This is a genomic window from Companilactobacillus huachuanensis, from assembly GCF_005404815.1.
Lineage (GTDB): Bacteria > Bacillota > Bacilli > Lactobacillales > Lactobacillaceae > Companilactobacillus > Companilactobacillus huachuanensis.
Genome location: NZ_BJDF01000016.1, coordinates 27,831 through 54,377, shown reverse-complemented (window position 1 = coordinate 54,377; position 26,547 = coordinate 27,831). Strand labels below are relative to the sequence as shown.

Here is a 26,547-nt window from a genome sequence, read left to right as displayed (position 1 = left end):
TTCTTCATTTTCTTGCTAATGGATACTTTTTTGGCTTTGCTATTGATAGCTCTGGCTTTTTCGTCCAGGTGCTAACGGTGAATCCTTTTGAGTTGTAATAATACCTTTTTCAAACTCGGGAAACGGCAAATTTAATTAGACTTTCAACCTTTAGAATTATACTAAAAAAGGAACTGTGACAAAATAGTCCAATGAATTATCTTAAGCCTGAGAAAAAGGATAATAAACTCAGGTGGTTGCGTTTACATGAGTAGTTCGATAAAGTGGATAGGTAGTATTTAAAAAATTGTGCTAAAAATTGAGAGGATTTTATTATGTATAAAATGATTGTTTGCGATCTTGATGAGACATTGATGAACGATGATGGAAGTTTATCTGAAAAAAATGCAGCTGCTATTCAAGCTGCTACGGCTAAAGGAGTTCACTTTGTAGTTAACTCTGGTCGGAGCTACACGTCATTTCAAAATGATTTAGAGAAAATGCATCTGCGTAATCAATCCAATCAGTATTCAATTTCATATAATGGTGGTTTAGTTCTGGAAAACAAGAATAATAAACCACTGATTGTTAATGCGATGCCATTTGATGTTGCTAAGAGTGTTTTTGAAGTTGGGGCGGACGATTCCTCTGCGGCTACTCATGTCTATACTCAAGATGTGTTATATATTTATAATCCGACACCGGATGATTCTAACTATTTGAAGACACGAGGTGTTTCATTTGAAATTATGAAGACACCGAATTTTGATCAATTCAAAAATCAAAATATTATGAAAGTTATCATGGCCTTACCAACTGTGGATGAACGTAAAGCTATGCGTGCTGCTGTTCAAAGTAAAGTTGATCCAAGTAAATTGGCGGTGACTTTTTCATCTGGACGCTATGTTGAATTTAATCCAGCTGGAATTGATAAAGGTAGTGCTTCAGTTCAGTTAGGGAAGTTATTAGGGATTAAACCAGAAGAGATTATTGCAGCTGGTGACAATAGTAACGATTTACCAATGTTGAAGGCAGTTGGATTGCCGGTCAGTGTTGCTAATGGTATTGACACGGTAAAAGATGCCGCAAAATATGTGACTAAGGCCAACAATAATCAAGATGCCTTAGCTGAAGTTATTGATAAATTTATTTTGTAATTGAACCTACGGATTAAATGATAGCCGTTCCATATTACCAAAATAACAATATATCTTCAGATTCCATTAAAGTTATAATAGTAGAATTAAAATCTAGTTTGACGACTTTGAATTCTTGCTCGAACGAAAAAATGAACTTGAAACTGAATAATTCAGTTTCGAGTTCATTTTTTTTGATAATAACTAAGATTTGATTCTTATAAAATTCAACATGGCCGTTTCGCGCAGCAATTGAATGCTCTCAGTTCTGGAAACGGCATACTTATCTAAGCTTTCAACCTTTAGTTAAAAATCAATTTTTTCAATATATTGGAGATATTTTTGGCGACTTGTAAGAGTTGAATTACTAATATTACCAAAGTTTATCCATCGTGATTTTTGTACGCCAATTTGCTTCAAAGTCGTTTTAACAAAAACCTTTTGAATGGCATTACCACAAAATAATTTTAAATAAAACGTTGGAGAAGTCGAAGTAGTGAGTACGTAAGCTTCAGATAAATTAGTAAGTAAACCTTTGATACCAGTTTTAGTTACAATATGTGATAAACCGGGTCCTTCTTTCATAACTTTATCAAAAAATCCTTTTAACATACCAGGGACGTCATTCCACCAAATAGGCGTAATAAAAATCAACTTCTGGGATGTTTGCAAATCAGATAAATATTCAGTTACTTTTGGGTCATTGGTCTGCCCAGAATGAAATAAGCTCATTTCTGCTTCATTATAGATTGGTTGAAAATGTCCGGCATATAAAGCAATTATTTTATAATGGGCATGATGAACATCTAGATTGTGTGTAACATGTGTTAAGACCGCATGGTTGAAGCTTTTATTCCATGGGTGACAATAAATAATAAGATAATTTGTCATAATATAAATTACTCCCTTAAGAAATCATTTAGTGTGGTTTTAATAAGATTCTTATCAAGTTGAACTGAATTATTTCTAATCAAATTCCCATATCCTTGAATAAAAGACCAAAGTTGAATGAACAAAGTATTTTTATCTTTATCTAAATTTCTTTTAATAATTAATTTAGCAATTAAATGATTGATTAAATCCAAATATTCAAAACCAGTCGTTGAATCAGCAATTGTACTTTTAGATGTGGGATTAAAGAATAAGAATTCCATGATATTGGGGTGTTCCTGATATTGGTTTAAGAAAGAATAGGCAAGTTGCAGAATTTGTTTTTCAGGGATGTCACTTTTATTCAAATTTTTAATAGCATCAGCCGCAATATCTTTTGATAATTTGACGGTAACCTCTGAGAAAAGTTGTTCTTTTGTAGAGAAATGCTTGTAAAAGGCACCGGTGGTGAGATTTAATTCTTTTGCCATTTTACGTAAAGAAATATTAGTATATCCGAATTCATCAATGATTTTGATTGTCAATTTAATGATGTTATTTTTTGTTTGATTAGTTAGGCCAACCATAAAAAAAAATTTTTTATTGAAAGTATTAAGCAAATTTTTATAAAACTAGAATCCGTGAACATGCATAAAAAAAGCAATTAAATCTCCATCGGAAATTTAATTACTCACTAATCACGGTCGGTTTTATTTGATTAATTTATTGACTTGTTCAATTTCATCAGTTGAAAATTCAAGGTTATCAAGAGCCCTAAGATTTTCGTCCAAATGTTCAGTGCTAGTAGTACCGATAATAACGCTGGCAACAACCGGATCACGTAGTAACCAAGCTAATGACATTTGACTAAGTGTTTGATCACGGTCTTTAGCAATATTGTTCAAATTGTTTAACTTAGCTACCAGAGCTTCTGGTCCCTTGTCAAGTAGGCTGGCATTGGTATGGTGAATGTTAAAATCCTTTGAAATTCCACCAAGATAGCGATCAGATAGGAGTCCTTCACAAAGAGGGCCATAAGCAATTACCCCAGCACCATTGTCCCTAAGGACTTGAGCTATGCCACTGGTTTCAACGTGGTCATTCAATAAGTTCATACTCATTTGATCTAAGACAAATGGCGTACCAAGTTGTTTAAATAGGGCGATAGCCTTTTTTAATTCAGGAACTTCATAATTAGAAACTCCAACGTATAAAGCTTTGCCTGAGCGAACAATATCATCTAGAGCACGAACGGTTTCTTCAATTGGTGTCTTATCATCGTAGCGGTGGGCGTAATAAATATCGACATAGTCCAAATTTAATCTAGCTAGTGAATCATTGATTCCTTGGAGCAACGATTTACGTGAAGTACCAATTCCGTAAGGACCATCGTGAATCTCATAACCAACCTTAGTTGAGATAACAAGTTCATCACGATATGGTTTTAAATCATCTTTCAAAATTTTTCCTAATAGTTCTTCAGAACTACCGAAACCGACTTGACCATCACCGTAATGATTAGCAACGTCGAAATGGAAAACACCCTTATCAAAGGCGTGTAAAATCACTTCACGACGATCACTCAATGGGTCAGCACTACCGAAGTGACGCCACAGACCAAGAGAAATTGGTGGTAACATCAAGCCAGTTTTACCGGCGTGACGGACAGAATTATTTTTGTATCGATCCTCTGATGCAGAATACATATCCTCAACCTCCTAATTATTCATACTCTTTAATAGTAAACCTGTGTAAACGGTTACTCAAGAATGTAGTCGCAACCAAGCTTCGTTTATTTGTCTGTCATCTCTAATTCATATAGGGCAGTTAATAGGATGTCTGCATACAAACTAGTAACGATTTTACGAATGATATTAGTCAAAGAAGGATATTTTAAATTTAAGGAGAGTTGCCAATCCACGATTGTTGTGTGATTTTTGGAGGTACGAATAGTAATTTTACCTGTTCCTCTTGTAATCATGGCCGGAAAAGATTGCTGAATATCATAAGTTATGAGTTCGTCAGGTGTGATAGTTTTAATTTTTTCTTGAAACCAACCGCCAATGGTAATGATTTGACGAATGGCGTTCTCACTAGTATTAATATCTTGCCATTTAGAATAAAAGACAAGTTTTGAGTGACGATAGTTTTCAGAATTTGCTAACCAAGAAAATACTTTTTGAGGTGAGGCCTTAATAGATTGTTGAACGTGAATTTTTAACATAATTGAACCCTTTCAAGTGATTTAGCAAATTAGTTAAAATAATTGACTAAAAGTATATTTAAAGATATTATATATCCATGGATATTAAAAGTCTATTGAAAGAGGATGATAATATGACGACAAATATTGTATTATTAGGTGGCAATGGCTATATTGGCCGTGAGCTAACAAAAAGATGGCAGCAGACAGATAGTGATGCAGAATTTTGGATCTTATCAAGATCAGGCAGAAATCAATTAACAGGATCGAAGATTCATAATTATGCCGTCAATATTGAGAATCTATCAGCAGTGAAAGCAATTTTACCGATAGAAATTGCATACGTTGTCGATTTGATTGGACGACCAGAAAAAGATCCCGCAGCGTCTAAAGCAGTTAATGACGATCCAGCTAAAATGATGGCAACGATAGCTACCGAATATCATGTTCAAGCAATGGGATTTGTTGGTGGTAAACTCGGTCCAAAGCAATTTCTAATGACTAAGACACGTATTATTGAACAACTTCAAAAAAGCAGCGTTCCCTTGGCTTTTGTAGAACCTACGTTGGTCTATGGCGCGGGTAGGTCCGATTCGATGTCTAAACTGGTTCCACTGTTGAAAGTGGTTGGCACAATCATTCCCAATATGAAACCAGTTTTAGTTGATAACGTTGTTGATGAGTTGCGAGAGAAGTTGTTAGCTACAACACATTAATTACTGGTCAGCAATAAGGGAGGATTAATTGTGAAAATTAGTAAGAGTATTGAACAGGGGATTTATGTATTGCTAATGATGGCCTTACAGACTGACCATCGCCCCTTAAAAAGTCAATTGTTAAGTGAACGTCTCGAAGTTTCAGATTCATATTTGAAAAAAATCCTTCGAAAGTTGGTAGTGGCAGAGTTAATAGAATCTAATGCTGGAAAAGAAGGTGGTTTTACACTTTTGAAACCGATTGATTCTATCTCTTTATATGATGTTTGTCAGGCCATTGAAGATATTGATGATTTACAATTACCAAATTTACATTTAGCTCGTAAATTATTCCCAGGCGATAATGTACATATTCAGGAGAGTGAGCAACAGACTTTGAAGACTTTTAGTCAGGCTAATGATGCCTTTTCTGGAGTGTTGAAAACAATGACTCTTGATCAATTACTTGAATCCGATAGTTTTCAAAATGGTGTTGTAGATTGGTATGATAATTTACCTCATTAGTCCGAAAGTTGGATGCATTATATCGTTTCCAGAGCTGAAAGTATTCATATGCTGCGCGGTACGATTCGAGCCAAAATGCGGTCTCGAATCTCGGTTGAAGCCCTACCCCGAACCGGTAAGTCTCCAACATGCCCGGTGGTGTAATTGCTAAAGCAATAACGCCACTTTGACTGCAAAATGAATACTTTCAGCTCTTCCAACTAGTTTTTTAATAATAAGAATGTCTAATTGTGGTTTTTTGCTATTTAAATGAATTGGTAAATAAATTGAATTTAGGACTGTCATAGCAATGTTTATATTACTTTTTCACCTTTCAATTTTCAGATTATAATTAGCAAAAAAGAGTTGTATCACACTTAAAGAACCAATCAATTAAGTGTGGTACAACTCATTTTTATATAATTTATTTATAACTCTCATCTTGCATTTAAATCTATTGTTGTGATTTTGTTGAGTTGTAATAAAAAATATCAACTACAGATAAGGTTATCAGTATAGTTAGCAACCAACCAAATATCCCTTGTGGTCTATTGTGCTCTATGAGTGGGGTGACCGACTGCCAGCCATTCTTTGAACCTGAAACTATGAAGAACACTAAAAATAGTATCCACAGTAATATTAAAAATAATCTGAAAACTTTTTGCATGGGTTCGCCCCTAAGTAATAATTTAATGATAACTCACACGTTGTCTAATTAATAATTTTCTAAGCATAAAGTAAATGATTGGAGTCAAATGTCAGTTGCCAATAATAATAATGTACGTTTCTGGTCATTTGTAATAATAAAACAATTTATAATATGTTTAACAGGTAATTATTATTGCTATTAGCAAATTTTGTTAGAGAAAGGATGTCTTGATTTTGAAAATTGCAGTAATTCAGGAAACCACTCGTATGAGTAGGAATGAAGTGCTTTTTGAGGCTACCAAAGCTGCTACCAATGATTCAGACGAGGTTTTAAACTTTGGCGTTTTCGAAGGAGATCCAATCTTGTCATATGTTCAAGTTTCAATATTAGTAGGATTGTTATTGAACAGTAAGGCGGTAGATTATGTGGTAACCGGTTGCAGTTCTGGGAACGGTATGGATATCTCTTGTAACAGTTTGCCAAACGTAACGTGTGGTTATTTGCCAACTCCAAGCGATGCGTATTTGTTTGGACGCATCAATCATGGTAATTGTGCATCGGTTCCATTGGGTTTAAATTTTGGTTGGTCAGGTGAATTGAATTTGAAGTTCACATTGGAAAAGTTATTTGATGGTCCGATGAATGTTGGCTATCCAGCGGATTCTTCCAAACGTAAAGAGTATGATGCGACAATACAACAAAAAATAAAACAATTATCTCAAACTAATATGATTGAAATCATGGATGGGCTAGATGCTAAATTCTTAGATTCTATTTATCGCAAAAATGATGTTTTTGAATTTATTTTTGAGAACGGTACCGAAAATGAATTAGTAGACTATCTAAAAAAGACCACTAAGATTAAACAATCATCAAAAAGCAAATAGGGAAGATAGTTTGTATTAAAGAGTTGTACTTTCTTTAGTATGAGGAAGCAACCAAACTATGATGTTGATAATGAGTCCAACAAAGGGGAAAAGGTGGGAAAAACCAGGTGACTACTAAAGTCAGCAGGTTAACAGCCATTGAAATATGTTCCTTACGGCTTAGATTTTGCATGTTATTAAGATTATTTTTGGAGGTTACCTGACGACGTAAAAGTAAGGTAGCTAGGTTAAATAATACAACGTTAATCACGTATAATATGGCCGAAGTACGTGCAAAGATATCGGATCCTAACCAAGCAGTTGTAGCTGGCAAAAGGGAAGCAATGAAGAGCCAGACAAAATTAGTCCAAATGATTTGGTTAGTTATGCCTTTCGCTTGGGAAAAGAGAAAATGGTGATTGACCCACATTGTTGCTATGAAGATAAAAGTCATTATATATGCAGCAAATTTGGGCAATATTTTAATCAACGCATGAATGGAATGATCATTTCCAGGTAATTTAAGTTCCAAAACTAATATGGTTAAAATGATTGCAATGACAGCATCGGTGAAGGCCTCGAATCTTTCTTTTTTCAGCATTTGCTTGTTACTTCTTTCTTCATAATTTGATTATTTTTATTATGTGAACATTAGGCAAAAATTAACCGTCTCTCCAAATCATTTATAGGAGAGACGGTTATTGTTTTCTAATGATCGATTAGTCTTTTTCAAAGTACTTAGTAGCAATTGCCTTGTAAATATCAATATATTTCAAGTAATCATCTTCAAAGACGAATTCGTTAATTTGGTGAGCTGATTCATTACCAGGTCCGGCAACTACAACATCTAAGTCTTGGTTAGCTCTGATAAATTGTGAGGCATCAGTACCACCAGGAGCACCAACGGTTAAAATATTAATTCCGAGAACATCTTTGTAACTTTGACGAACTAGTTTCATGAAGTTAGAATCAATATCAGTTTTAACGGGCCAATTGCTGCTGGATAGTTGAAATTCCAAGTTCATTCGAGGATCAGCTTGATTCATCTTATCAATGATCTCTTTTAATTCATCAATAATCTTGTCATTATTATATTCTGGGATAGTTCTGATTTTGACAGTCATATCAGCATAATCAGGGATGGTATTTTCTTGTTTACCACCGTTCATAATGGTTACGGATGGTTTAGTTGTTCCAAGTATGTCATCGTCAGCTTTAACGATTTCCTTGAAATAATCAGATTGTTTGTTGTAATAGGCAACTAAATTGTCGAGGGCATTGATACCAACCTCTGGCATTGAACTGTGAGCTGCGCGTCCATGAGAAATAACTTTGTATGTGACTGAACCTTTGTGGGCACAAAAGGCAGCCATACGTGATTCAGGCTTTTGACCGTTAGTTTCAATTAAACCAGCACCAACTAATTTTTCCAAAACAAGTCGAGAAGATGAGTTACTTGGTTCACCAACCACTAAAGCATTAACATCGTCGACGTAACCTTCTTTGGCTAGTTTGGCTGCACCTAATTCACCAATTTCTTCACCAACAGTGGCAATAAATTTTAGATTTCCTTTGAAATTAGAATCTTCATTCAATTCAATCAAGGCGATAGCCATACCAGCTAAGCCACCTTTCATATCAGATGAACCTCGTCCGAAAATCTTGCCATCAATATGTTTAGGATTAAAAGGACCATAATTCCACTTGCTGTCATCAACTGTACCAACAACATCCTCATGACCGGTGAAACCAAGAAATTTTCCGTTGTCTTTTTTGATTGTAGCGATTAAGTTATAACGATTTTCATCATACTTGTTAAGTTCAACTTCAATTCCGTTTTGTTCAAATAAATCTTTAAGATAGTTAGCAACGATTTCCTCTCGACCGTTAACTGTCTCCAACTTGATTAAATCATCTAAAACACCTAGTCTTTGTGCTTTATCCATTTTTAGCCCTCCAAGATAATGTATAATATTAGTAATTATCAATTCATAATCTATTTTAGTATTCTTTACGCAAAATTAATAATAAAAGGACGTGCAAAATGAATTTATTAATGAAACTTGACCGTTGGTTAGGTATTTTACTTTTAGTTGTGGCAGTATTAGGCTTTATTTTCAAGTGGTTCAGCAATGCTAATTTAATTTCTGCAGCAGTTGCTGGAGCAGTGTTACTGTTGATCTCGGCCACTGCTGATATTGATAGACCAAGTAAGTAAGTAGGCCATTTCCAGATCTGAGAGTTTTCAATATGCCCGGTGATGTAAATGAATACTCTCAGCTCTTCCAACTCGTTTATTATTTTTAATAACGGGAATAAAATGAAGATTTTTGATTATTTAAATAAATTAACTCTAAACCTGTAATAGCAATTGATGGATTGATTTTTCACCTTTCAACCTTCAGTTAAATACAGAAAAAAGCCAGTAATCTTTTGAATATACGGATTACTGGCTTGTACTTTATTTAAGTTTGATTTTTATAATTATTAAGCGTACCAATATGTACCATAAGGGTAAAAGATTAACTGATTAGGCCAAGGAGGCAAAACTTAGTTAACTTTTTTACGACCATCAGGAGTGTACTTATTGTTTTGATGTCTTCGATAGAGATAATAAATACCACCGATGATTGCCAAGATGACAATCAGTGGAAAGATTACATGGATGAAGAATGAGAAGAGTAGTAGGGCAATGAAGAATCCCAAAATGTATTTCCAAATATTGTTCATTTAGTCCTCCTTTATTTGTGGTAACTTAAATTTTATTCAAAATCACGATAAAGTCAAGTAATAAACTTTTTGTTTGACTTTAGTTCTAAAAGCAAGTATTATAACAATCAGTCGCTACCCTTTGATACGGAACATAAAGGAGATGTGAATAATGAAATACAGAATTTTATTAGATCTTAATGATCAATTATTCACCGCAGTTGATGTTAATAATAGCAATAACTTTGGCAACGGTACAACTATTGAAAAAGCTATCACTAATCTAAAAAACAATAAAGCTGCATAGAAACTAATTCGTCAATGACTTCGGTCGTTGGCGATTTTTTTTTACTCTGGATTATCGACCGCAAAGTCACCAAATGTTGCGTTAACGGCCTTTGCTAAGGCATGTGGTTCGATAAGGACGGATTGGCCAACTTTGCCTGCAGATACAATAATCTTTTCGGACCGGTCAGCTTCATTATCAAAGAAGATCGGATAATTGTGCAATGAATGAATCCCCACCGGACTATTGGCTCCATGTTCAAAGCCACTGGTTTTAATTAAATCTTTCAAAGGAACCATGCCGACCTTTTTATTACCAGATAATTTAGCTAACATTTTGTAACTTAAGTGTTTGTCGAGAGGTAACATTCCAACTAATGGACCTGTTTTATTACCGGTTAAAACTAAGGTTTTATAAATTTTGTATCCATCCTGAGTGCTCTTGTCAGTTACAAGTTCTTGAGTATCACCATCGGCTTCTGTTTGAAAAGTCATGGGAACATAATCAACTTTTTCCTTATCAAGAATCTTTTCAACTAATGTTTTTTGTATCTTCTTTTTTTTACTCATTTTTCTTCAACCCCTAAAACTTTAAGCTTAATTAATGTATGGAACTAGTTAGTAATTTATCTTTAAAAACCATTGTGTTTAATAAATGTACCTTCAATAAATTTTTATGTATAATAGAAAAAATAATTATGTGTGTTATAAATGAACAACAGAAGCTTGAAATGTGAAATAAACAATGCTGTAACAGTCCTAAACTCAATTTATTTATTAATTTAGTTAAATAGCAAAAGATTACAATTGGACATTCTTATTATTAAAAAACTAGTTGGAAGAGCTGAAAGTATTCATTTGCCGCGAAAGTGGCGTTAGGACTTTAGTCCTTACACCACCGGTCGTGTTGGAGACTTACCGTTTTTTGGTGAGGCTTCAACCGAGATTCGAGACCGCATTTTGGCTCGGATTGTACCGCGCAGCATATGAATACTTTCAGCTCTGGAAACGGCATAATTCATCAAACTTTCAATCTTTAATGAACAAATAAAAAGCATTCATCGTTTCCAGAAACGGCACATTAACTAGCACGATACGCTATATAGTATATAATAACAAAGCTAATAATTTTTAAAAGTGAATAGTCCTTCGTACTTAGAAAATTAATTTTATTTTTCAGGTGTATTTTCATAATACTGTTATATAATTATTAGCGTTACAACAGGATAAGGAGCGATTAGTATGAGTTTTTTCAAAAAACATGAAGAAGATCCTGCCAAGAATGATTTTAGTAAAATTTCTCAAGAAATTAAGAATAGTCCTAAAAAATTATCCGAGGCTCAAAAGTTATTTAAGGATAATGAATCCTTACGAAAAAAAGTTGTTGATGGGCCAAATCGGGTATCTCAAAATAACGATAAGTAATAAACTAAAGTGGTATTCATGTTCAACATGGGTGCCCCTTTTTTTATACTTATAACTAAAGGTTGAAAGTTTGATGCATTATGCCGTTTCCAGAGCTGAAAGTATTCATATGCTGCGCGGTACGATCCGAGCCAAAAGGCGGTCTCGAATCTCGGTTGAAGCCTTACCAAAAAACGGTAAGTCTCCAACACGCCCGGTGGTGTAAGGACTAAAGTCCTAACGCCACTTTCGTGGCATAGGATTGTAACAATAATAGTTAGGCAAATAATAGTTATATTAATTTTTCATCTTTCAACCTTTAGCTTATAACTTAAGATTGAAAAATTGTTCTTTTTCGAATTTATCAAGGTAACTATTTTTACAAATCGGAGGACCATTAATATGAACAGGGTAGTTGTTGGGAAAACCTATCGCTTTACAGTTATTACTGATTATTTATTGAGAATTGAGGAAGATGACACAGGTAAATTTGAAGATCGACCTACGCAAACTGTGCTTAATCGAGATTTTGATGAACCAGAAGTAGGTGTTTTACGTAATTCCAATGGTCATGAAGTGGAGATTGATACAAAGGGTTTTCACTTATACTATGATGGTGGAAATTTTTCAGCCGAATCACTCTATATTGATATTAAAAAAGCATATTCCGTTTATCAAAATCGTTGGTATTTTGGAGAAGATAATGATGATCACCAACAGAATCTTCTGGGAACTGTTCGGACACTTGATCACGCAAATGGGGCGATTCCGCTAGATAAAGGTATTATGTCACGCGACGGGTACAGTTACTTGGATGATTCGAAATCGTTTATTTATCAACAAGAATCTGATTCTTTTAAGGCTCGTGATAATTTGGTGACGGATGGTTATTTATTCTGTTATGGGCGTAATTATCAGAAAACTTTAACTGATTTTTATCAATTAACTGGCCCAACGCCACTGTTGCCCCGGTTTGCCTTGGGTAATTGGTGGAGCCGCTATTACCAATATACGCAAGCTGGTTATCAATCTTTGATGAGAAAGTTTGACAAGAAGAAGGTACCAATCAATGTTTCAGTGTTAGACATGGATTGGCATAAAGTTGATATTCCGCAGAAATTTGGTTCTGGTTGGACTGGTTATTCGTGGAATACAGAGCTATTTCCAGAGCATCAAAAGCTTTTGCAATGGCTACATGATGACGGGAAAAAGGTAACAGTGAATGTTCATCCGGCTGCCGGTATAAGGGCATTTGAAGACGTCTATCCAGCAGTCGCTAAGGATTTGGAATTAAATGTAGAAAAAAATGAACCAGCAACGTTTGAATTGGATAATAAAAAGTTTCGACAAGCGTATTTCAATGATGTTCATCACAAATTAGAGGATGAAGGAATTGATTTTTGGTGGTTGGATTGGCAACAAGGTTTAGCCAAGAATGCAAAAAAAATGGATCCACTGTGGTTGCTGAATTATTATCACTTTACGGATAATGATCGACGGACAAACGGCAATGGATTAATCCTCAGCCGATATGCAGGCCCGGGATCACATCGCTATCCATTAGGCTTTTCAGGTGATTCAGTTATTTCTTGGAAGTCATTAGATTTTCAACCATATTTTACAGCTACAGCTGCTAATATTGGTTATACATGGTGGAGTCATGATATTGGTGGCCACATGCATGGTGATTTTGATGGTGAATTAGCGACACGGTGGTTACAGTTTGGTGTTTTCAGTCCAATAAATCGTTTACATTCATCCAATAATACTTTCAGTGGTAAGGAACCTTGGAATTATCGCTCTGATTTTGAGAATACACAGGAAGAGTTTATGCGTCTGCGGACAAAATTAGTTCCTTATATCGATACAGCCAATTATAAAACGCATACTGAAGGTATTCCGCTAGTTAAACCACTTTATTACGACTATCCGGAAAAAGCTGAAGCTTATGCGATGAAAAATGAGTATTTCTTTGGTTCAGAGATGTTAATTTCACCAATTACGAGCCCCCACGATGATAAAACACAAATGGCTTATAGCAAAACTTGGTTACCATCCGGCGATTGGGTCGATTATTTCAGCCATCTACGATATCGTGGTGATACAGTTATCAAAACTTATCGGGATAGCAATACAATCCCAGTATTTGTGCGGTTGGGAAGCTTGATTGTAACAAATCCTGATTATATGAATGATTTAGAAAATTTGCCAACTAATATTCAAGTGGAAGTATTTGCTGGACGGGATGGCAGTTATGAAATGGTTGAGCATTTAGGGGATAAAATTGCAAAGACTTTATTTACTTGGAATGAATTAGAAGAATCTTTGAAGTGGATTGTGAATGATCCGGATAATATTATCCCAAAGTATCGACAAATTTCCTTGAAGACCCATCATGATAATCGACGCGCTGTAGATAAAGAGTTTAACAACAGGCTACAAAGAGCTTATATCAGTTTTGATTTGAAACAACAATTGTCGGATGCATTTAACGACGAGAAGTATAAATATGCTTCATTTATGAATTTAATAAATACATTGGAGAATAATGATTTGCGGAGCAGCCTGAGTGAAGTTGCTTATATTAGGCATTCTTACAACTCGTAGTTAAGTATGTCATTTCCAGAGCTGAGGTTGTTTGAAGCCTCGCAAAATCCACTCGATCGGTGGTGTAATTGTTTAAATGAATTAACGCTAGGTCTGTAACAACAACGGTTATATCAATTTTTTGATTTTCAACCCTTAGGACCGTCTTTAAAAATAAGTTAATTGCTTTGATTTTAAAAGCAATTAACTTATTTTTTTAACATTGAAATTTAATTTAAAAAAATTGCTTCTATATAAAGACCGTTAGAATAGCGTTTCGAAAAAATAGAAAAGTGTATATAAATATAAACTTATACTTTTCATAATTAAATTCATATGATATTATGTAAAAAAGGAAAAAAAGAGGTGTAGCACATGACAGCAATGACAAGTAGATATCGTATTTTAGAGACAAATGTTCTCTTAGAAAAGTTCGTTACATATAATGAGGTCTTCATGGAATATTTCAAAACAATGAAGGTTATCGAAAGAGGTGAAGCGCTGAGATATGAAACTTATTCACGATTGGCTGATAATTATATTTCAAATATTGATCGGTTTATGAAGCTGTGCATTTCCTACATCGATAAATACAACCTACAAAACAGTCCGATGGCTGAAAAATTGAACAATTATTTTATCAATTTGATTGATGCACTCAACTGCCTTGATACCGAGAACAATGCTTTAAATCAAGTGGTTTTAGAAGAAGCTCGGTCAAAAATAAGAACTAGTCAAGAGGAATTTGTTAATTCAATTAATATTTTCATTAAATAAAGGCGGTAACGTCTTTTTTTTGTGTGCCTTTTCTAGTAATCTTATTAATAACTAAAGGTTGAAAGTTTAATTAAGTATGCCGTTTCCAGATCTGAGAGTATTTATTTGCTGCGCGGAACGGCCCGAGCCAAGGAGCGGTCTCGAACCTCGGTTGAAGACTCGCGAAACCCGCGAGTCTTCAACACGCCCGGTGGTGTAATTGAATACACTCAGCTCTTCCAAATAGTTTGTTTTTTAATGACAGGAATAATAAAACGAAGACTTTTGATTATTTGAATAAATTAGCCCTAGGTTTGTAATAATGATCGATATGTAAATTTTTGTCTTTTAGCCTTACGTTTATTTTAGAAATCAACGCTTTTTTATGAATAAATATCTCTTACATATTTTATAAGGGATAAAAGGATAAATTAAAATTACATGTTGATTTAATTAACTTTTATAACTCAGTTACTAAAGAACAATTTATCAACTCTGTAGACGGCAAAGAACAATTTAATTAACAATGGAGGAACGTTTATGCTTTGGAAAAAATTATCAGTTTCAATTCCGAATGACTTTGATCCTGAAATTATTTCAGATGTCTTTATGCGCGTTGGCGCTAATGGAACTGAAATGGTTGATGATGAAAATGATAGTGTGAAAACAAAAATTAATTCATATTTTGATGAAAAAAACTATAATGAATCAATTCTAAACAATTTACAGTCTCAAATAAAAAAATTACCTGAATTTGGCTTTAATATAGCCGGTGTTGAGGTCTCTGTCAGTGAGCTTGACGATAGTAGTTGGGAAAATGAATGGAAACAGTATTATCATCCAGTAAAAATTAGTCGTTATTTAACGGTCGTACCCAATTGGGTCGATTATCAGCCTAAATATGATGATGAACATATTATTGTTATGGATCCGGGTAAGTCTTTTGGAACAGGGACGCATCCGACGACTTACTCATGTATGCAAGCTTTAGAATTGATTTTGGGAGATGCCAATTCACTTTATGATGTTGGTACAGGTTCAGGAATTTTGTCAATTCAGGCACGTTTGTTGGGTGTTAAGGACATCAAAGCCTATGATCTCGATCCAGAGGCAGTTCGTGCAGCTAAGGAAAATATTCAATTGAACCCTGGCTGTGAGGATATTGAAGTATTTGAAAATTCCTTACTTGATGGTGTTAATGGTAAAGTTGATGTGATAGTTGCCAATATGTTGGCGGACGTTATTCAACAATTCATTCCTGATATCGATGAACATTTAAATGTTAACGGATTTGTCGTATTATCAGGTATTATTAATGAAAAGGAAGCGTTGATCACTGAACAGATGTCAGAGCAAGGCTTTATGGTCTTAGAAGCTTTCCATTTGAAAGGCTGGTCAACGTTAATTTGTAGAAGAAAAGAAGAGTACGAGGCGGAAGATGGAGCAATACTTCGTTAAAAATATTATCAGTGGCAATACTTTTGTCATTGACGAACCAGAAACCTTTAAACATGTGGCAAAGGTTATGCGGCATAAGAATGGTGACGTTGTTTACTTAGTTGATACCAGTGAGAAATTATATGTGGCAACGATTACTAAAATTGATGTCGATGACGCAAAAATCATAACTACTGTCGAGTTAGTCGACAATCCTAGTACCGAAATGCCGGTATCAGTGACCGTTGCCTGTTCATTATCGAAAAAGGACAAGATTGAATGGATTACACAGAAGTCGACTGAACTAGGCGCTAGGACGATTATTTTCTTCGATTCCAAGTATTCTATTATGAAATGGAAGAAAAATGTTGTCGAAAAGAAATTGGCTCGTTTACAAGAAATTGCTAAAAATGCAGCGCAACAGTCTAAGAGACGTATTATTCCGCAAGTTATTTATGTTGATAATTTGACAGACTTACTGAAATATAAGGCAGAAGCTAATCTAGTTGCCTATGAAGAATCAGCTAAACAGGGCGAGATTAGTCGATTAGCACAAACATTAAATCAAGGTTACAAGTCAGTTCTATGCGCTTTTGGACCTGAAGGTGGGTTTGCTCCAGATGAAATTGATTTTCTAAATCAGGCTAATTTCTTGTCAGTTGGTTTGGGACCTCGAATCATGCGAGCAGAAACAGCCCCCATGTACTTCTTATCAGTGCTATCATATAAGTACGAACTAACAGTAAAATGAGGAACAAATCGTGAAAAATATTTGGAATAAAGTTGAAAAATCAAAAACAACTTACATCGCATTAATCTCAATCATATTGGTATTTATTATGCCGATTCTGTTTAACCTGTTCCATCTGGGTAGAACAAATCGTATTATCTGGCTGTTCTTTATTATTAATATCTTATTTGCCAGTTTTATTGGTTGGTTCTCTAAAAAATATGACTTATCCTTTTATAATTTAGTCATTTTTCCAGTAATATTTGTTATCAGCGTTTTCGTTAAATATGGGCGCTATGGATACTTTTTAGCAGGTATATACTTGGTTTTAAGTATTTTAATTTATTTCTTATTTGATAAAGAAAAATAATTGCTTATTAGCAATAAGTTAATCATAATGATATGTAAACTTAAAAGCACTCGCTGAGTGCTTTTTATTGTAACGGGGTGAATATTTCATGAAAAAAATTAAAGATTATACACCAGAAGAAGTTTTAGATATTTGTCGTGAATACATGAATGATGAACACGTCGAATTTGTCAATAAGTCTTACCAGTTTGCAGCTTACGTTCACAAGGAACAAAAACGTGCAACTGGCGAGCCATACATTATTCACCCAACTCAAGTGGCAGAAATTTTGGCCTCATTACACATGGATCCATACACTGTTGCTGCTGGTTATTTGCATGATGTCGTGGAAGATACCAATGTAACATTAGGGGATGTTCGCGAATTATTTGGTGATCAAGTTGCTACCATTGTTGATGGTGTTACTAAGATTAGTAAGTATAAGTATCACTCACATCAAGAGTTGTTGGCTGAAAATCACCGAAAGATGCTTTTAGCAACAGCCAAGGATTTGCGTGTCATCATGGTTAAATTAGCTGATCGTTTACATAATATGAGAACGTTAAAGGCTTTACGACCTGATAAACAACGTCGAATTGCTAATGAAACACTGGAAATTTATGCACCTTTGGCCGATCGTTTAGGTATTAGCAAGATCAAATGGGAGCTAGAAGATCTATCGCTACATTATATTAATCCCCAACAATATTACCGAATCGTTCATTTGATGAATAGCAAACGTGATCAAAGAGAAGCTTATATTGCGGAAGCAATTGACTACATCAAGAAGAATGTCGACGATTTAGGTATCAAATATGATATTTATGGTCGTCCCAAGCATATCTATTCGATTTATAAAAAGATGCGTGATAAGCACAAGCAATTTTCTGAACTATATGATTTGCTGGCTATTCGTATTGTCGTTGATTCAGTGAAGGATTGTTATGCAGTCCTTGGTTCAATTCACTCCAAATGGAAACCAATCCCTGGTCGTTTTAAGGATTACATTGCGGTACCAAAGGCAAATGGCTATCAATCCTTACATACGACTATCATCGGACCAGGAGGGCAACCATTAGAGGTGCAGATTAGAACTTTTGAAATGCATCAAGTTGCTGAATATGGTGTTGCTGCTCACTGGGCTTATAAAGAAGGCAACTTTGAAGGCGTCAATTTAGATGACAACGAGCAGAAGATCGATGTTTTCCGTGAAATTCTTGAATTACAGGAAAACTCTGATAATGCCTCTGATTTCATGAAGTCAGTGAAAGGCGAAATCTTCAATGACCGAGTTTATGTGTTCACACCTGAAGGTGAGGTTATTGAATTGCCTAAGGGTGCGGTTACGCTTGATTTTGCATATCAGGTCCATACTGAGGTTGGTAATCATTCTGTTGGAGCCAAAATCAGTGGTCGCATGGTACCTTTGAATTATCAACTAAAAAATGGCGATATCGTGGAAATGCTGACAAATTCCAGTTCTTCACCAAGTCGTGATTGGGTCAATGTCGTCTATACTTCTCGTGCCCGCAATAAAATCAAACGTTATTTCAGAACTAAGGACCGTGAAGAAAATATTGTCCTTGGTCGTGAATCAATTGAAAATGAATTGAAGAATCGTTCTCTATCGAGCAAAAAATATCTTGATAAGAAACATTTGGAAATTGCTATGAAGATTTTCAACTATACCGAACCTGATGAACTTTTCAATGCAGTAGGCTATGGCGAGCTTTCACCAATAAACGTGGTTCACAAGTTAGTTAGTGAAGATCCGGATCGTAAGAAAGAAGCCGAGAAAAAAGAGCTTGAGGATCAAGTTATCACTAATACGGATGACAATAAGATTACTCAACCTCAAAGTGACAGTCCAAAACTAAAAAAAGAGCGCAATAATGCTAATACAAGCATTTCTGTTCAAGGGATTGATAATTTATTAATTCGTTTGGCTAAATGTTGTAGCCCCATTCCTGGGGATGAAATTGTCGGTTATATCACTAAAGGTCGTGGGCTGACAATTCATAGGGCAGATTGTCCAAATGTTCAAAGTGAAGAAGCAAAGAAGCGTTTTATCGATGTTAGCTGGGATAATGTTACCCAAGAAAAACGTTATACAGCTGAATTGGACATTTATGCATTCAATCGTAATGGTTTGATCAATGAAGTTTTGCAAGTAATCAACTCGAATACTAATACGCTCAATAATGTGATCGGTCGCCTTGATAAAGAAAAAATGGCGATTATTCATGTAAGCATTGGTGTAAATAATAAGGAACATTTGGATAGTATTATTTCAAAATTGAAGAATATCCCGAATGTCTATGAAATCAAGAGGACGGTAGCTTAATGAAAGTTGTAATACAACGAGTATCTCAAGCTAAAGTCACTGTTGACGACAAAATCCTTGGTCAAATTGATCAGGGATTTTGTTTGTTGGTGGCTTTTGCGGATGTTGATACTGACGAAATAATCGAATATATGGCACACAAAATAGCAAATATGCGTGTCTTTTCTGATGCTGATGATAAAATGAACTTAGCGATAAATGACGTCAATGGTGAAATCTTATCCATTTCTCAATTTACTCTATATGCAGATACTAAGCATGGCAATCGTCCTAGCTTTATTGGAGCTGGAAATTTTGCAGATTCAAGTAAAAAATATGATCAATTCAATGATTTATTGAGAGGGTACGGTTTGACCGTTGAAACTGGAGAATTTGGTGCTGATATGCAAGTATCACTCACTAATGATGGACCAGTGACTATTTTAATGGAGAGATAAATATGAAAAGCATTGTTTGGGACTTTGATGATACTATTGCCAATAGTTATCCGGGGATTGTCTCAGCTACACAGAAATCTCTGCGCGAGAACTTTGACATTAGCTTGTCTAAAGATACGATTTTTAAAGAGGCCAAGAAGACTTCAGTACGAAAATTTGTCACCGAATTATTGGCTGACCAAGAGGACGTAGAACAGGCCGTTAAGGTTTTCTACGCTAGTTATTATCGATATGAGAAGGACTATCACGATAGAATCACCCTGATTCCTCACATTAAAAATATTTTGAAGTATTGTGATGATAAACATTACATGCAATTTATTGTGACACATCGTGATGAATCAATTTATCCATTGGCTAAGTCCTTGGGCATTGAACATTACTTCAAGGAAATTGTAACTGTTGCTGATGATTTTAAGCGTAAGCCTGATTCAGAAATGTTAGATTACTTGATTGAAAAGTATGATCTCAAAAAAGAAGATCTTTGGGTTGTTGGTGACCGTAAAATTGATATTGATTTTGGCCATAGTGTCGGGGCACAGACGATTCTCTTGAATTCAGAGAAAGTTGACTTTGATTATGATTATCAGGTCAGCGATTTGTTAGAAATCGAAAAAATAATTTAATGGATGTAAATATGGATAACAAACTTGAAAAATTAACTTACGACCAAATCGTAGCAATTCATTTGGCCATTGAAGATAGTGAAGAGATAACCTTCAGTGAGAAACGACTTCAAAGTAACGTCGAATTTTTAAAGCAATTCGACAATTTGAACGTTTATTTGACACATTTATTTTGCACAATTATTTGTGATGATATTTTTGATAAATATAATACCCAGACAGCGATTGCTGCAATGGACTTTTTCTTACGTCGCAATGGATATTGTTTGGATTTGAGTAATGAAATGGATAAAGAAACCATTTTAGGACTTGTTAAAACAATTAAAGAGAGTCGTGAGTTGAAAAGCACAGAACTAAATTATATTCAGTCGCGTTTGGCTGATTGTATTCACCCTTATAGCGAATAAGTGATCCGGCACATATTAGCTTTTTTAAATATGGTCATTTAATGTAAGGATTAACAAAAAGGGTATTTTCTGAAATTTGGTTAAAGGTTTGCCGTCTCCAGGGCCGAGAATATTCACCTGCTATGCGGACCGGTTCGAGCCTGAGAAACGGTCTCGAACCTCGGTTTGAAGCCTTTCCATAAACCGGAAAGGCTCCAAACTCGCCCGGTGGTGTAACAGTAAAGTCCTAACGCCACACCCACAGCTGGTGAATATTCTCAGCTCTTCCGACTAATTGTTTTCTATTAGATAAAATAATTTCTGATGGATTTGGATTTTTAATAATTTTTAATTATAAGTAAATTGGATAAAAAAGAGCGCAAAAAATGAGTTGTATCACACTTAAAAAAATAATTAGGTGAGATACAACTCATTTTTTTAAATTCTAATATTTAATGATGGGCACAAAAAACTTTTAAAATAATTAATAAGATGCTTCTATAACTAAAGTTAAGAAAGAAATGCCAAAAAAAGTGGGGAGTCTTTAAATTACTAGCTTCTTCTGGTTTCCTAACGGTCTGTTTGACTATCCCAACGTTTAACTGCGTTTATATTTATCGAATAATTTTTCGTTGTATTCATCGCCACCATCTATATTGCTACTTCTGAAAACTGGAACATCTTTTCCAGTTTGGACTTGACGTTCAACAAAGTCGCTAACAATGAGTTGGGCAATGAAGCAGCTCATGATAGTTGAAGTGGGGCAGGTTTTGATGTCGTCTGAATGATTGATACTTGCATCTCCATAAACAGAACGGTTGTCTAAAACAACATCGGCAATTTCATACAAATGCAATCCGGATGTGTGTCTACTCTTACTATTTTTTGAAGCCTCTAAAGCGGTGATTCCAATAATATGAACACCGATTTTTTTCAAACGTAATCCCAACTCAATTAATAGAGCATTACGTCCTGAATTTGATGTCATCACGATAACGTCATCTTTTTTGAAAGTATATAATCCCATTATGACATCAGCATATGCCGTAGTTCGTTCAATCAGAGTACTCTTAAAAGCATGATTCATTCCCAGTTCATTTTCCAAAATCGGGACGAAGTCAGCATAGCCGCCAGCTCGAGCAAAGACTTCTTGACCGACAATATATGAATGACCAGTGCCAAAAAAGTATACTTTATGACCGTTATTAACACTGCTATCAATCATATCTGATGCCTGTTTGATAGATTCTGATTCGTTAGTAATTACATAATTCATGTCACGATTAATAGTTTGGTAATACTGCTGCATTAAATTCATAATTTAAAGTTCCTTCCAAATTGATATTGTATATACAATAATTATACATTGATTGTACTATAATTTTGAATTTATACAATAATGTATACGGAAATAATATATAATGGTTTTATCAAGAAACTGGGAAGTGACTTAAATTGAACACAAAACTTTCGACAAAACAAATAACGAAACAACTACATGCTGAAATTGAACATATGAAATCCGCTGATAATAAGAAATTTGCGACTGAAAAGGAAATAATGGAACGCTTCTCGGTCAGTCGAATGACAGCACGCCAAGTACTCGATATTTTAGTAACAGATGGATTGCTGTATCGGGAAAAGGGCAAAGGTGTTTTTATTAATAAGCGTATCTTACAACAAAGTCAGTATATTCATAGTTTTACGGAGCTGATGAAAGAACGAGGATTGACACCAAGTAGCCGAGTCTTGAGTTTCAAGAAAGTTGTACCACCAGAAATTGTGCGATTAACGTTGGGAATGCCAGAAGAAACACGTTGCTATTGTATTAAGCGGTTAAGATTGGCAAATAATCAGCCGGTGGCTTATGAAATTATTTATACGCCAGTTGAATTATTTCCCAATTTAGAAAAATATGATTTTGAAAATGATTCATTTTATCGAATTTTGGAACAAGAATATCTACAGAAATTTTCGTACGATAAGGAAGTTGTCAGTGCGACCAAGGTTGTTGATGAAATTGCTGAGAGCTTGTATGGTAAAAAAAGTGGAGTTGCCTTAAAAGTTGTCGATACGCTATACGATATTGAACAAAAGCCATTGGAATATACAGAATCTTGGTATCATGCTGAAAGATATTCCTATGTGTCGATTACTCAAAAACGTTGAAAAAATATAGTTTGTTATGATTTTTTTCTGCATACTAAAGGTTGAAAGTTTGATGCATTATTCCGTTTCCAGAGCTGAAAGTATTCATATGCTGCGCGGTACGATCCGAGCCAAAAGGCGGTCTCGAATCTCGGTTGAAGCCTTACCAAAAACCGGTAAGTCTCCAACACGCCCGGTGGTGTAAGAGTAAAGTTCTAACGCCACTTTCGCTGCAAATGAATACTTTCAGCTCTTCCAACTAGTTTTTTAATAATAAGAATGTCCAATTGTAATCTCTTGCCATTTAACTAAATTGGTAAATAAATTTAATGCTGTATATTTAAAAGCAATAAGTAATTGGTTATAGAAGTATTTCAATAATTATTTTTAAAGCATTTGTGTCAATCATTAAATATTAAAACTAACAAAATGAGCTGTATTACACCTAATTATTTGGTCCATTAGGTGTGATACAACTCATTTTATGTAATTTGCCTATAATTAAAAATTTGAATTCATCAGAAATTATTATGTCTAATAAAACGGCCAGCTTTTAACCAAATTTAAAGAGACTTTAGCTATAACTAAGCCTTTTTGTTCTGTTCCTTATACAATTTTCGATAATGTGACCATTCATTTCGTTCCATCAAAAAGGTTTCACCAGTGTGCATATTTCTGACTTTGTAGACTGTCGAGAAGAAATACAGATCCATTAGGGATGCAATTAGGAACAATATTCCGATTCCACGGACAACAAGGGTGGCTAGGCCAATCAATAACTCGAAGAATTGACGTCGATTGTAGGTTCTAAAAAGTTTTGGTAATTTTTGTTTTTCATCGTAAAGTTCACGACTATCTTTAGTAGGTAGCGATTTATCAAAGTTTTTGATGATTGATCCCCCAGTGAGTTTTATAAATTTGCAGTCACTAAACTTAAATAGCACAAAGTGTTAAAACTATTAATAATCAAGCTGATAAATTCCACAATATGGAATTTGCGTCTGCATATCCATACCTTTCATCCGCCTAATAACTTGTCCATGTGTTACACAGCCAATACAGTCATAATCATTTTTATATTTATCTAGAACCGATTTAACGCGGGATATGATCTGTTCAGCAGTTTCATAATCCATATCCGAATTATGAGTATTGTTTAAATAATCATTATACGCTGCTTTGACCTGAGGATAGCCAGTCAATTTACGACCAGTCAAATCAGGCCGCCATTCGTGCAGCATTAGTTCAACTTGGGTGGGTAAGGCAGGATGAGTTTTGACAATTTCCATGGCAGTTTGCATGGTTCTAGTGTATGGAGAAATCAAGAGTAACTGCATTTGGTCGAAAATAGGATTTAGAGCCGTTTTCTGCGCAACTTTAATACCGTAGGGGGTCAAGCGAGTTAAGTCGCGCCCATAGCCAACGTAACCAGCTTGATCTACTTGTTTAAAATCTGGTTGAGAGTGACGAATTAAGTAAACTTTCATAGATAAAACCTCCGATTATTACTTAATGTGTTGAAATTTGACCGTTCCGGCCTTGAGATTATTATTGGACTTTCCGATGTAAAACCATTATATCAACATTCACATCTGGCTTGGGTCTTTTATTTTCAGATAGAAATAAAAATTAGAAGAATCAAACTAGATAAAGCTGTATGTTGTTGATTGTGAAAGGGAATGGGATATATGATACTTTTTATAATTGATTAAAGCAATTTAATATGAATATCCTTATAATTTATGAAATTTGTCTTGAATATACAAGTGAATTCTCATCGTTTTTTAAGAATGATTGAGTATTCATATGTACTCATGAATTTAATAAAATATTATGATTCTGTGGAGTACAAAAATATAATTTAACGAAAATAAAACGAAAGCCTCGGATTGTACCGCGCAACATATGAATACTTTCAGGTCCGGAAACGGCATAATACATCAACCTTTAGACAATAACAAAAAGAACTGCCATTTAATTAACAAATGACAGTTCTTTGAATTTTATTTAAAATATTCTTTCAGACCATTAGTTACATCTTGAGCGACGGATGCTTTATAAGCAGCAGAATTAATATGTTTATAATCTGTTTTTGAGTTGATATATCCTAATTCAATCAAGACAGATGGCTGACTATTGTAGTGCAAGACATAGAGGTCCTTTTGAGCAGTACCACGATTTCCGATTGGCAATCCTTTGAGTTGATTATTTAAATCATCAGCTAGGGTACCGTCTTTACTCTTGTTGTAATAGTAAGTTGTGACACCAGAACCGGCATTTGCTTGGGCACTGGAGTCAAAATGCAAACTGATAAATGCATCAGCTTGAAGCTTACTTGAGAGACGAGCTCGATCACCTAATGATTTACTGTCATCTCCAGAACGAGTTAAGACCACTCGAGCACCAGTTTTTTCTAGGTCACTTTGAATTGCTTTAGCATAGGCGAGGGTAAAGTTCTTTTCATAAGTACTCTTCTTCGACTCAGCACCAGAATCATCGCCACCATGCCCAGGGTCAATCACGATTGTAGCTTCTGAAATATTTGTCGCAGCAGACTTCACAGCACTCTTGGTACCTGAGATTGTTACAACCCAACTGGCAACGTAACCAACTGATCCATCAGCATCACGGACTTTATACCACTTGCCATCTTTACTTAAGTAGTCAAATTGCTTACCGACTTTAACTGTTTTAATGACACGGCCATTTTGATCTGGATCGATACGTAATTTTGTATTTGGTTGTGTGACGGTAACTTTCTTAATGTTATTGTCGGAAGTAGTAGAAGAGTTGGACGAACCTGATGTTTCTTGAGTACCTTGGATAAAGCTCGACTTGACCCAACCGGCAGTACCATTGTATAAAATTTGTGTCCAATCTTGTTCCTGATACATAATAGTAACTTTTTGTGATTGTTCAATCGTTCCTAAAACATTGCTACCGGCATCGGCATTCTTGAAGACGGTTGTGTTAGGGACTTTGACGATTCCAACTTTATTGGTTGCCGAACTTACATCTGTGTTATCGATCAACCAGCTAGCTACCCAGCCAATTTTGTCTCCGGATAATCTGACTTGATACCATTTGTTTTTTTCGTCCAAGATGGCCAATTTGTCACCTTTTTTAACTTGACCCATATTAGCATAGGCTAATCCTGGACCAACACGAACATTTACTGAGTCGGACTGAACGACAACAGCATTAGCACTAGCTAAAGCCACTGTTGACCAACTCGAAAGGGCGAGTAATAACAAAATGGCAACAAGAATCCGGTTTTTAATAAAAAATTTAATAGTCTTTTTCATTTAACTGATTCCTTCATTGTCAAATTACTTATGTTTGTACACCCTATATATTACTTAATATAGCGTTAAGTTGAAAGAATAGTTTGTAAATTTGTAATAAATTTTACCTTTTTAGAACTATTGTTCGTATATTTATGTATAAA

Annotated in this window: 29 protein-coding genes; 17 read left to right on the top strand and 12 right to left on the bottom strand. The window is 34.9% G+C overall.

The window, feature by feature from the left end; translation table 11 throughout:
• The first annotated feature begins 314 nt into the window (after nt 1-314).
• Complete coding sequence (locus FFM71_RS09740; protein ID WP_137611981.1) at nt 315-1,136, top strand: Cof-type HAD-IIB family hydrolase; 822 nt, start codon at nt 315-317, stop codon at nt 1,134-1,136.
• Nucleotides 1,137-1,421: 285 nt separating this feature from the next.
• On the opposite strand, the gene FFM71_RS09735 is transcribed toward FFM71_RS09740, so the two are convergent.
• From FFM71_RS09735 to FFM71_RS09720, 4 genes are all read right to left on the bottom strand, one after another.
• The gene (locus FFM71_RS09735) at nt 1,422-2,006 is read right to left on the bottom strand and encodes an NAD(P)H-dependent oxidoreductase (protein WP_137611980.1); all 585 of its coding nucleotides are present in this window, start codon (nt 2,004-2,006) and stop codon (nt 1,422-1,424) included.
• A gap of 8 nt (nt 2,007-2,014) precedes the next feature.
• Nucleotides 2,015-2,572, bottom strand: coding sequence for a TetR/AcrR family transcriptional regulator (locus FFM71_RS09730; protein ID WP_137611979.1), 558 nt, complete (start codon nt 2,570-2,572; stop codon nt 2,015-2,017).
• A gap of 123 nt (nt 2,573-2,695) precedes the next feature.
• Nucleotides 2,696-3,691, bottom strand: a complete 996-nt coding sequence (locus tag FFM71_RS09725; RefSeq protein WP_137611978.1) for an aldo/keto reductase — start codon at nt 3,689-3,691, stop codon at nt 2,696-2,698.
• Between the two features lie 86 nt (nt 3,692-3,777).
• A complete protein-coding gene (locus FFM71_RS09720; RefSeq protein WP_137611977.1) occupies nt 3,778-4,209 on the bottom strand; it encodes an SRPBCC family protein in 432 nt (143 codons plus the stop codon).
• Nucleotides 4,210-4,322: 113 nt separating this feature from the next.
• Here FFM71_RS09720 and FFM71_RS09715 point away from each other — a divergent pair, with 113 nt between their 5' ends.
• From FFM71_RS09715 to FFM71_RS09705, 3 genes are all read left to right on the top strand, one after another.
• Nucleotides 4,323-4,904, top strand: a complete 582-nt coding sequence (locus FFM71_RS09715) for an NAD-dependent epimerase/dehydratase family protein (RefSeq protein WP_137611976.1) — start codon at nt 4,323-4,325, stop codon at nt 4,902-4,904.
• Between the two features lie 30 nt (nt 4,905-4,934).
• Complete coding sequence (locus FFM71_RS09710) at nt 4,935-5,408, top strand: Rrf2 family transcriptional regulator (protein WP_137611975.1); 474 nt, start codon at nt 4,935-4,937, stop codon at nt 5,406-5,408.
• A gap of 861 nt (nt 5,409-6,269) precedes the next feature.
• Nucleotides 6,270-6,923 carry an RpiB/LacA/LacB family sugar-phosphate isomerase gene (locus FFM71_RS09705; RefSeq protein ID WP_137611974.1) on the top strand — a complete coding sequence of 218 codons (654 nt, stop codon included), beginning with the start codon at nt 6,270-6,272 and terminating at the stop codon, nt 6,921-6,923.
• A gap of 34 nt (nt 6,924-6,957) precedes the next feature.
• Here the strand turns inward: FFM71_RS09705 and FFM71_RS09700 are convergent, their stop codons facing one another.
• Together FFM71_RS09700 and FFM71_RS09695 are read right to left on the bottom strand one after the other, a co-directional pair.
• Nucleotides 6,958-7,503, bottom strand: coding sequence for a TMEM175 family protein (locus FFM71_RS09700; protein ID WP_223876521.1), 546 nt, complete (start codon nt 7,501-7,503; stop codon nt 6,958-6,960).
• Between the two features lie 118 nt (nt 7,504-7,621).
• Nucleotides 7,622-8,848 (bottom strand): M20/M25/M40 family metallo-hydrolase, encoded by a 1,227-nt coding sequence (locus FFM71_RS09695; RefSeq protein ID WP_137611973.1) that lies wholly within the window; start codon nt 8,846-8,848, stop codon nt 7,622-7,624.
• Nucleotides 8,849-8,946: 98 nt separating this feature from the next.
• On the opposite strand from FFM71_RS09695, the gene FFM71_RS13440 reads away from it, so the two are divergent.
• On the top strand, nt 8,947-9,120 hold the full coding sequence (locus FFM71_RS13440) for a hypothetical protein (protein ID WP_171000528.1): 174 nt from the start codon (nt 8,947-8,949) through the stop codon (nt 9,118-9,120).
• Nucleotides 9,121-9,452: 332 nt separating this feature from the next.
• On the opposite strand, the gene FFM71_RS09690 is transcribed toward FFM71_RS13440, so the two are convergent.
• Entirely contained in the window at nt 9,453-9,632 is a 180-nt protein-coding gene (locus tag FFM71_RS09690) for a DUF2207 domain-containing protein (protein ID WP_137611972.1), read from the bottom strand.
• Between the two features lie 151 nt (nt 9,633-9,783).
• Here FFM71_RS09690 and FFM71_RS13820 point away from each other — a divergent pair, with 151 nt between their 5' ends.
• The gene (locus tag FFM71_RS13820) at nt 9,784-9,918 is read left to right on the top strand and encodes a hypothetical protein (protein ID WP_263390696.1); all 135 of its coding nucleotides are present in this window, start codon (nt 9,784-9,786) and stop codon (nt 9,916-9,918) included.
• Nucleotides 9,919-9,959: 41 nt separating this feature from the next.
• Here the strand turns inward: FFM71_RS13820 and FFM71_RS09685 are convergent, their stop codons facing one another.
• On the bottom strand, nt 9,960-10,466 hold the full coding sequence (locus FFM71_RS09685; protein WP_137611971.1) for an aminoacyl-tRNA deacylase: 507 nt from the start codon (nt 10,464-10,466) through the stop codon (nt 9,960-9,962).
• 672 nt (nt 10,467-11,138) lie between these two features.
• On the opposite strand from FFM71_RS09685, the gene FFM71_RS09680 reads away from it, so the two are divergent.
• From FFM71_RS09680 to FFM71_RS09635, 10 genes are all read left to right on the top strand, one after another.
• Nucleotides 11,139-11,321, top strand: coding sequence for a hypothetical protein (locus FFM71_RS09680; protein WP_137611970.1), 183 nt, complete (start codon nt 11,139-11,141; stop codon nt 11,319-11,321).
• A 381-nt stretch (nt 11,322-11,702) separates the two neighbouring features.
• Entirely contained in the window at nt 11,703-13,907 is a 2,205-nt protein-coding gene (locus FFM71_RS09675) for a glycoside hydrolase family 31 protein (RefSeq protein WP_137611969.1), read from the top strand.
• Nucleotides 13,908-14,261: 354 nt separating this feature from the next.
• Nucleotides 14,262-14,663 (top strand): hypothetical protein, encoded by a 402-nt coding sequence (locus FFM71_RS09670; protein WP_137611968.1) that lies wholly within the window; start codon nt 14,262-14,264, stop codon nt 14,661-14,663.
• A gap of 519 nt (nt 14,664-15,182) precedes the next feature.
• Complete coding sequence (prmA, locus tag FFM71_RS09665) at nt 15,183-16,100, top strand: 50S ribosomal protein L11 methyltransferase (protein ID WP_137611967.1); 918 nt, start codon at nt 15,183-15,185, stop codon at nt 16,098-16,100.
• A complete protein-coding gene (locus FFM71_RS09660; RefSeq protein ID WP_137611966.1) occupies nt 16,081-16,830 on the top strand; it encodes an RsmE family RNA methyltransferase in 750 nt (249 codons plus the stop codon). The genes prmA and FFM71_RS09660 overlap by 20 nt, the downstream gene beginning before the upstream one ends.
• 10 nt (nt 16,831-16,840) lie before the next feature.
• Nucleotides 16,841-17,179, top strand: a complete 339-nt coding sequence (locus FFM71_RS09655; RefSeq protein ID WP_041501079.1) for a hypothetical protein — start codon at nt 16,841-16,843, stop codon at nt 17,177-17,179.
• An 88-nt stretch (nt 17,180-17,267) separates the two neighbouring features.
• Nucleotides 17,268-19,502, top strand: coding sequence for a RelA/SpoT family protein (locus FFM71_RS09650; RefSeq protein ID WP_137611965.1), 2,235 nt, complete (start codon nt 17,268-17,270; stop codon nt 19,500-19,502).
• Nucleotides 19,502-19,939, top strand: a complete 438-nt coding sequence (gene dtd, locus FFM71_RS09645; protein WP_137611964.1) for a D-aminoacyl-tRNA deacylase — start codon at nt 19,502-19,504, stop codon at nt 19,937-19,939. The genes FFM71_RS09650 and dtd overlap by 1 nt, the downstream gene beginning before the upstream one ends.
• A gap of 2 nt (nt 19,940-19,941) precedes the next feature.
• On the top strand, nt 19,942-20,565 hold the full coding sequence (locus tag FFM71_RS09640; protein ID WP_137611963.1) for an HAD hydrolase-like protein: 624 nt from the start codon (nt 19,942-19,944) through the stop codon (nt 20,563-20,565).
• Between the two features lie 11 nt (nt 20,566-20,576).
• A complete protein-coding gene (locus FFM71_RS09635; protein ID WP_137611962.1) occupies nt 20,577-20,972 on the top strand; it encodes a hypothetical protein in 396 nt (131 codons plus the stop codon).
• A gap of 577 nt (nt 20,973-21,549) precedes the next feature.
• Here the strand turns inward: FFM71_RS09635 and FFM71_RS09630 are convergent.
• Nucleotides 21,550-22,269, bottom strand: a complete 720-nt coding sequence (locus FFM71_RS09630; protein WP_137611961.1) for an SIS domain-containing protein — start codon at nt 22,267-22,269, stop codon at nt 21,550-21,552.
• Nucleotides 22,270-22,406: 137 nt separating this feature from the next.
• On the opposite strand from FFM71_RS09630, the gene FFM71_RS09625 reads away from it, so the two are divergent.
• The gene (locus FFM71_RS09625) at nt 22,407-23,120 is read left to right on the top strand and encodes a GntR family transcriptional regulator (RefSeq protein WP_137611960.1); all 714 of its coding nucleotides are present in this window, start codon (nt 22,407-22,409) and stop codon (nt 23,118-23,120) included.
• 563 nt (nt 23,121-23,683) lie between these two features.
• Here FFM71_RS09625 and FFM71_RS09620 read toward each other — a convergent pair.
• From FFM71_RS09620 to FFM71_RS09610, 3 genes are all read right to left on the bottom strand, one after another.
• On the bottom strand, nt 23,684-24,043 hold the full coding sequence (locus FFM71_RS09620) for a hypothetical protein (protein WP_137611959.1): 360 nt from the start codon (nt 24,041-24,043) through the stop codon (nt 23,684-23,686).
• Between the two features lie 15 nt (nt 24,044-24,058).
• Nucleotides 24,059-24,586, bottom strand: a complete 528-nt coding sequence (locus tag FFM71_RS09615; protein ID WP_137611958.1) for a histidine phosphatase family protein — start codon at nt 24,584-24,586, stop codon at nt 24,059-24,061.
• A 516-nt stretch (nt 24,587-25,102) separates the two neighbouring features.
• Nucleotides 25,103-26,404, bottom strand: coding sequence for an N-acetylmuramoyl-L-alanine amidase family protein (locus FFM71_RS09610; protein WP_137611957.1), 1,302 nt, complete (start codon nt 26,402-26,404; stop codon nt 25,103-25,105).
• Nucleotides 26,405-26,547: the final 143 nt, after the last annotated feature.